The organism is Jannaschia faecimaris (assembly GCF_900107415.1).
In the GTDB taxonomy this organism is placed as follows: domain Bacteria; phylum Pseudomonadota; class Alphaproteobacteria; order Rhodobacterales; family Rhodobacteraceae; genus Jannaschia; species Jannaschia faecimaris.
Map to the genome: position 1 here is coordinate 1 of NZ_FNPX01000041.1, position 6508 is coordinate 6508.

7 protein-coding genes are annotated in these 6508 nt (G+C 61.6%); 6 read left to right on the forward strand and 1 reads right to left on the reverse strand.

Annotated elements, in window-relative coordinates:
• Positions 1-398 precede the first annotated feature (398 nt).
• Both BLV27_RS18825 and BLV27_RS18830 read left to right on the forward strand, forming a co-directional pair.
• Positions 399-1235 (forward strand): glycosyltransferase, encoded by an 837-nt coding sequence (locus tag BLV27_RS18825; protein ID WP_139176784.1) that lies wholly within the window; start codon positions 399-401, stop codon positions 1233-1235.
• Positions 1232-2119 (forward strand): DMT family transporter, encoded by an 888-nt coding sequence (locus BLV27_RS18830; RefSeq protein WP_092648016.1) that lies wholly within the window; start codon positions 1232-1234, stop codon positions 2117-2119. The genes BLV27_RS18825 and BLV27_RS18830 overlap by 4 nt, the downstream gene beginning before the upstream one ends.
• On the opposite strand, the gene BLV27_RS18835 is transcribed toward BLV27_RS18830, so the two are convergent.
• Positions 2116-2919: a glycosyltransferase gene (locus tag BLV27_RS18835; RefSeq protein WP_092648017.1), complete on the reverse strand. Its 804-nt coding sequence runs from the start codon at positions 2917-2919 to the stop codon at positions 2116-2118. The two genes, BLV27_RS18830 and BLV27_RS18835, sit on opposite strands and share 4 nt — an antisense overlap.
• 347 nt (positions 2920-3266) lie before the next feature.
• On the opposite strand from BLV27_RS18835, the gene rpsL reads away from it, so the two are divergent.
• The 4 genes from rpsL to BLV27_RS18855 all read left to right on the forward strand — a co-directional run.
• Positions 3267-3638, forward strand: coding sequence for a 30S ribosomal protein S12 (gene rpsL / locus BLV27_RS18840; RefSeq protein WP_092648018.1), 372 nt, complete (start codon positions 3267-3269; stop codon positions 3636-3638).
• 12 nt (positions 3639-3650) lie between these two features.
• Entirely contained in the window at positions 3651-4121 is a 471-nt protein-coding gene (rpsG, locus tag BLV27_RS18845; protein WP_092648019.1) for a 30S ribosomal protein S7, read from the forward strand.
• A gap of 84 nt (positions 4122-4205) precedes the next feature.
• Complete coding sequence (fusA, locus tag BLV27_RS18850; RefSeq protein WP_092648020.1) at positions 4206-6332, forward strand: elongation factor G; 2127 nt, start codon at positions 4206-4208, stop codon at positions 6330-6332.
• A gap of 82 nt (positions 6333-6414) precedes the next feature.
• On the forward strand, positions 6415-6508 hold a 94-nt coding region (locus BLV27_RS18855; RefSeq protein WP_018590913.1), incomplete at its 3' end, for a GTP-binding protein.

The window sequence follows — 6508 nt, forward strand, 5'->3', positions numbered from 1 at the left end:
CGCAAACATGTCAGAAACGGGATGCTGTCACCCGTCGACTTCGAAAACACACAGCGCAACGTGAACCAGGAAGGCGTCTAGGAAACTAGGGGCTATTCAGATCCATGCCCATCTTGCATGGCACGCGGCGGGTATTCCAGCACGAGAAGGCGAGGCGCTCGTCTTGGTACTGGGAAAAAATGGTCGCGACGGTCTGATGGCAGCGGACAGCGTGATGCCCGCTACACGAGGCTGGATGATGGCAGAAATCAAATGCAGGAACACCAAACCGGAACTTAAAATTTGATCCGTGCTGTACGGGCGCGGCTTCCGCTTTCGTCTGCACCGCAGAGACCTACCTGGCAGGCCGGACTTCCTCCGACTTGCCAGCGCGCGCGGCCCGTGCGACGCAATCCGCCATGGGCATCCGCAACCAGATTATCGGCCTGATCCGCTTCAGCTATCCCGCCACCGAAGGCTTTGCCGCCTCCGCCCTCGGTGACGATGCGCTGCAGGACATGCTTTATGATCCCGCACGTTTGGCCAAGCGGTTCGCCTTTCTCGAAACCCTGACGTTGCCATCGCTGGCCGCGCAGACCGACCCTGATTTCACCTGCGTGATCCTCGCCGGGTCCACGCTGCCCGACGAATGGAAAGACCGCCTGCGCACGCAGGCCGACCGTTTCCCCTTCCTGCGTTTCGCCTTCCTTGACCGGATGGGCCCGCTCGCCGCGGCCAAGCGGGGCTTTCGCCGAAATGTCGACGGCGGCGTAACTCATGTGACCGGATTCCGGCTCGACGACGACGACGCGCTCGGGATCGACTATATTGAGAAGACGCGCGACCGCGCGGCGCGCCTGATTGACGGTGGATTCGCCGAAACGCCCGCCTGCCTCGCTTTCACGCGCGGCCTCTACTTCGACATCAACAGTTCCGATCAACCGTTCCACCAATTCCGGGAGGCCTATGCGCCCAGCCTCGCCTGCGCGATGATCACCTCGCCTGATATCCCGACCTGCATCTACCGTTATAATCACCGCCGCATTGCGACCTTCATTCCCACCTATCTAGAACCGGGCGGCAACGAGATGTTCATCCGGCTCCAACACGACGACAACGACAGCAACCGGTCCGCGCCGCCTCACGCTGTCCCGCTTTCGACGCGGAAGGGCGCCAAGATCCTGCGGGAGCGGTTCGGCATCGACCCGGAGGCCGCCGCACGGCTGATGCCAACGACGCCAAAGGACTGGCAATGAACGATAATCTGAAAGGGGCCTGCTTCATGATGGGCTCCATGGCGACGTTCACCTGTAACGATGCTGTAATCAAGTACGTGGCGCAGGGAATGCCGACCTTTCAGATGGTCTTCCTGCGTGGAGTGGGGGCGACCCTGTTGCTGGTGGTCCTGGCCCGTTTCACTGGAGTCTTGCGCGCGCCGGTGCCGCGCGACGACTGGAAGTGGGTCATCGGGCGGGCGCTGGCCGAAGTGGCCAGCTTCTTTCCCTTTATCCTCGCGCTCACACATATGCCGCTGGCGAACGTGACCGCGATTCTTCAGGCGCTACCCCTGGCAATTACTGCCGCGGGTGCGCTGTTCCTTGGAGAGCGTGTCGGCTGGCGGCGATGGACGGCCATCACCGTCGGTTTTGTCGGGGTGCTCATGATCGTCCGCCCCGGCGGGGCTGATTTCGACCGATGGTCATTGGTTGCTCTCGCGGCAGTCGTGATGATCAGCCTGCGCGAACTGCTGACTCGGCGTCTGTCGCGCGATGTTCCGTCACTCAAGGTGGCCATCTTTACGGCCGTCGGCGTAACAATCCTCGGCCTTGCGATAACGGTGCCGTCAGGCTGGGCCCCGGTGTCGGCGGGGCAGGGCGGTCTGATCGCGGCGGCGTCGGTGTTCATCCTTGGAGGGTATTTGTTTTCGATCATGGCGATGCGCGTGGGCGAGGTCGCTGCCGTAACGCCATTCCGCTACACCGCGCTGATCTGGGGCCTCTTGTTGGGCTGGGCGGTGTTCGGAGACTGGCCCAAGCCCTTGACACTGATAGGTGCCGCGCTGGTCGTCTCGACTGGCATATACACGCTGCTCCGCGAAGGTCGCCGTGCGCCGGTGCCACGCCCGAACGCCCCGCGCTAGAAGCTCTGACGGATTGCCTTCAGGTCGAGTGTGAAGCGGCGGCGCAGCATCCGCTTCTGCGCATCGTCAGCCGGCTTCAACCGGTCCATGTGTGTCTTGATCCGGCTGTCGTTCGTGCCATCTACTCCGCGCAACCACATCGCCGCGTCGGGCAGCGTGACCGATGGCATCAGCGTCCCGATCCGGTGGTGCGGGAAATGCATACCCGTGCGCTGATTGTTCGGCGCAAGGATGATGGCCTGCGCAACGCCAAGGTGCGTCTCGAACCGCTCCTCGACCAGCGGTCCCTGGCGTGTCAGGTGCAGGTTCATCCCGCGATTAAAGTCGATGGCCAGGCGCTTGTGGTGCTCCCACAGCGGATGCACGTGGCCCCAGACCTCTCGGCAGCGGGCTATGAAGCGACGTGCGACGCCGTCGTCGTCATCATGACGAAACTGCATGGAGGGCGGTCCCTCGGGATCGATCCTCGGCAGGATCACATCGCGCATGGCGTCGCGGTGATGCCGGGCGGGATGGAAGACGACCTCACCCCCCTTCAGTCCCGATACCAGCGAGACAAGGCGCGACCGCCATGGCTCGGGGAGAGCATCGCCCGTCACGACGATCGTGCGGAAGCTATCGTCACTCTGGGAGGTAAGTGTGCGCAGGCTGATGTGCTCTAGCGACCGAAACCGCGCCTCCATCCGCGCCGGCTCCCACAGGTGGGCTTGGCGTTCCTCGACAGTCTCATGTTCGACTTGGTAGCCGCCCAGTCCGGGATAAGCGAAGCGCGTGACGGCAAGAATCTGGAGGTCTGGCATTATGGCGGACGGTGCCTCCAATACGGTGCCAAGGCAAGGAGCGCGAATGATGAAGACGATCTGTTTGCCTGACTGATGCGGAACGCGGGCGATACACGCTGGTAAGCGGTTGCGGGTGCGTTGACACCCCCCGGCGATTCCCTTAGGACGGCCGTAATTCGGTCCGGGTGAGTAATCGTCCGATCCGGCAAACCAGACCCTGTTGCACAAGATTCGGGATATTGCTTCCCGCTTCCTCTGTCAGATAACCGCTTCGCCCAGGTCGGAATCCGGGTGTTGCGGTCAAATGGTTTTGGTGTGTCGGCGTGGCCGGAAAAGATTGAGATTAACTGAACGGGGAACCGTAAATGCCCACCATCCAGCAGCTGATCCGCAAGCCGCGTCAGCCCCGGGTCAAGCGCTCCAAGTCGCAGCACCTGGAAAACTGCCCGCAAAAGCGCGGTGTCTGCACCCGCGTCTACACAACGACGCCCAAGAAGCCGAACTCGGCCATGCGGAAAGTCGCCAAGGTGCGTCTGACCAACGGATTCGAGGTCATCTCGTACATTCCCGGTGAATCGCACAACCTGCAGGAGCACTCGGTCGTGCTCATCCGCGGCGGTCGTGTGAAAGACCTTCCCGGTGTCCGCTACCACATTCTGCGCGGTGTGCTCGATACGCAAGGCGTCAAAGACCGTCGCCAGCGTCGTTCGAAGTACGGCGCCAAGCGTCCGAAATAAGAGGATACCGATATGTCCCGCCGTCACGCCGCTGAAAAGCGCCAAGTCCTGCCCGACGCCAAATATGGCGATAAGGTTCTGACGAAATTCATGAACAATCTGATGCTCGACGGTAAGAAGTCGACCGCAGAAAAGATCGTGTACAACGCGATGGATCGCGTCGAAGCCAAGCTCAAGCGCTCGCCCATCGAGGTCTTCGCCGAGTCGCTTGAGAACATCAAGCCGTCGGTCGAAGTCCGTTCGCGCCGCGTTGGTGGTGCGACCTACCAGGTGCCCGTCGAAGTCCGTCCCGAACGCCGCGAAGCGCTGGCGATCCGCTGGCTCATCAAGGCCGCCCGTGCGCGCAATGAGAACACGATGGAAGAGCGTTTGGCCGGTGAGCTGATCGACGCTGTCCAGTCGCGCGGCTCCGCCGTGAAAAAGCGCGAAGACACACACAAGATGGCCGACGCCAACAAGGCGTTCAGCCACTACCGCTGGTAATCGCGGCACCTATATAACGCACATACCACGGGGGCCTGATCGGGGCCCCCGTACCCATTTTCTCCTCAATCAGAGGTACGCCAAATGGCACGCGACTATCCCCTCAGCCGTTACCGGAACTTCGGGATCATGGCCCACATCGACGCGGGTAAGACCACCTGCTCCGAGCGGATTCTGTTTTACACCGGCAAATCCCACAACATCGGCGAAGTCCATGACGGTGCCGCCACCATGGACTGGATGGAGCAGGAGCAGGAGCGTGGCATCACGATCACCTCCGCCGCGACCACCACATTCTGGCAGCGCCAGGAAGAGCCGACAGCCGATGGCACTTCTGACACCAAGTACCGGATGAACATCATCGATACCCCCGGCCACGTGGACTTCACCATCGAGGTCGAGCGTTCGCTGGCCGTCCTCGACGGTGCCGTTTGCGTGCTTGACGCCAACGCCGGCGTCGAGCCCCAGACCGAAACCGTGTGGCGTCAGGCTGACCGCTACAAGGTTCCGCGGATGGTGTTCGTCAACAAGATGGACAAAATCGGTGCCGACTTCTTCAACTGCGTTCGCATGATCGAAGACCGCACCGGCGCGCGCGCTGTGCCCGTCGGTATTCCGATCGGTGCCGAGACCGAGCTGGAAGGCCTGATCGACCTGGTCACCATGGAAGAGTGGGTCTGGGAAGGTGAAGACCTTGGCGCGTCCTGGGTCAAGAAGCCGATCCGCGACAGCCTCAAGGCCATGGCCGACGAATGGCGTGGCAAGATGATCGAGGCCGCCGTCGAAATGGACGACGACGCGATGGAGGCCTACCTGATGGATGCGGCCGAGCCCGACGTCGCCACCCTGCGCAAACTGCTGCGCAAGGGCACGCTGTCGATGGCCTTCGTCCCGGTTCTGGGCGGCTCCGCCTTCAAGAACAAGGGTGTCCAGCCGCTGCTGAACGCAGTGATCGACTATCTGCCGTCGCCGATGGACGTGGTCGATTACATGGGCTTCCGTCCGGGCGACGAAGAAGAGACTCGGAACATCCCGCGCCGCGCGGACGATAAAATGCCGTTCGCCGGACTGGCGTTCAAGATCATGAACGACCCGTTCGTTGGCTCGCTGACCTTCACGCGCATCTACTCGGGCGTTCTGAACAAGGGCGATACGCTCCAGAACACCACTAAGGGCAAGAAAGAGCGCGTCGGTCGTATGATGATGATGCACTCGAACAACCGTGAGGAAATCACGGAAGCGTTCGCGGGCGACATCATCGCGTTGGCCGGTCTGAAGGACACCACCACCGGTGACACCCTGTCGGACATCAATGACCAAGTCGTGCTGGAAACGATGACCTTCCCCGATCCCGTCATCGAGATCGCGGTGGAACCCAAGACCAAGGCCGACCAGGAAAAGATGTCGCAGGGCCTTGCCCGTCTGGCCGCCGAGGATCCGTCCTTCCGCGTCGAGACCGATATCGAATCCGGTCAGACGATCATGAAGGGCATGGGTGAACTTCACCTCGACATCCTGGTTGACCGCCTCAAGCGCGAGTTCAAGGTCGAGGCGAACATCGGTGCCCCCCAGGTCGCCTATCGCGAGACCATCGGTCACGAAGTCGAGCATACCTACACCCACAAGAAGCAGTCGGGTGGTTCGGGTCAGTTCGCCGAAGTGAAGCTGTTGATCTCGCCGACGGAGCCGGGCGAAGGCTACTCGTTCGAATCCAAGATCGTCGGAGGTGCCGTGCCCAAGGAATACATTCCGGGCGTGGAGAAGGGCATCAAGTCGGTCATGGACTCGGGCCCGCTCGCAGGGTTCCCAGTCATCGACTTCAAGGTCTCGCTGCTTGACGGCAAGTTCCACGACGTCGACTCCTCGGTTCTGGCCTTCGAAATCGCTGGCCGCATGGGCATGCGTGAGGGCATGCGCAAGGCGGGCGCGAAACTGCTCGAGCCCATCATGAAGGTGGAAGTGATCACGCCGGAGGAATACACTGGCGGCATCATCGGCGACCTGACCTCCCGTCGTGGTCAGGTCTCGGGTCAGGAGCAGCGCGGCAACGCGATTGCGATCGACTCCTTCGTGCCGCTTGCCAACATGTTCGGCTACATCAACACCCTGCGCTCCATGTCCTCGGGCCGTGCGCAGTTCTCGATGCAGTTCGACCACTATGATCCGGTGCCACAGAACATCTCGGACGAAATCCAGAAGAAGTTCGCGTAATTCGGGCAGGGCGGGGATGACCTCGCCCGCCCAAACCTATTCCGGCGGACCAGTCCGCCACCCATTCTGAAGGAGACTTTCCATGGCGAAGGCAAAGTTCGAACGCAACAAACCGCACGTTAACATTGGCACGATTGGCCACGTTGACCACGGCAAGACGACGCTGACGGCGGCGA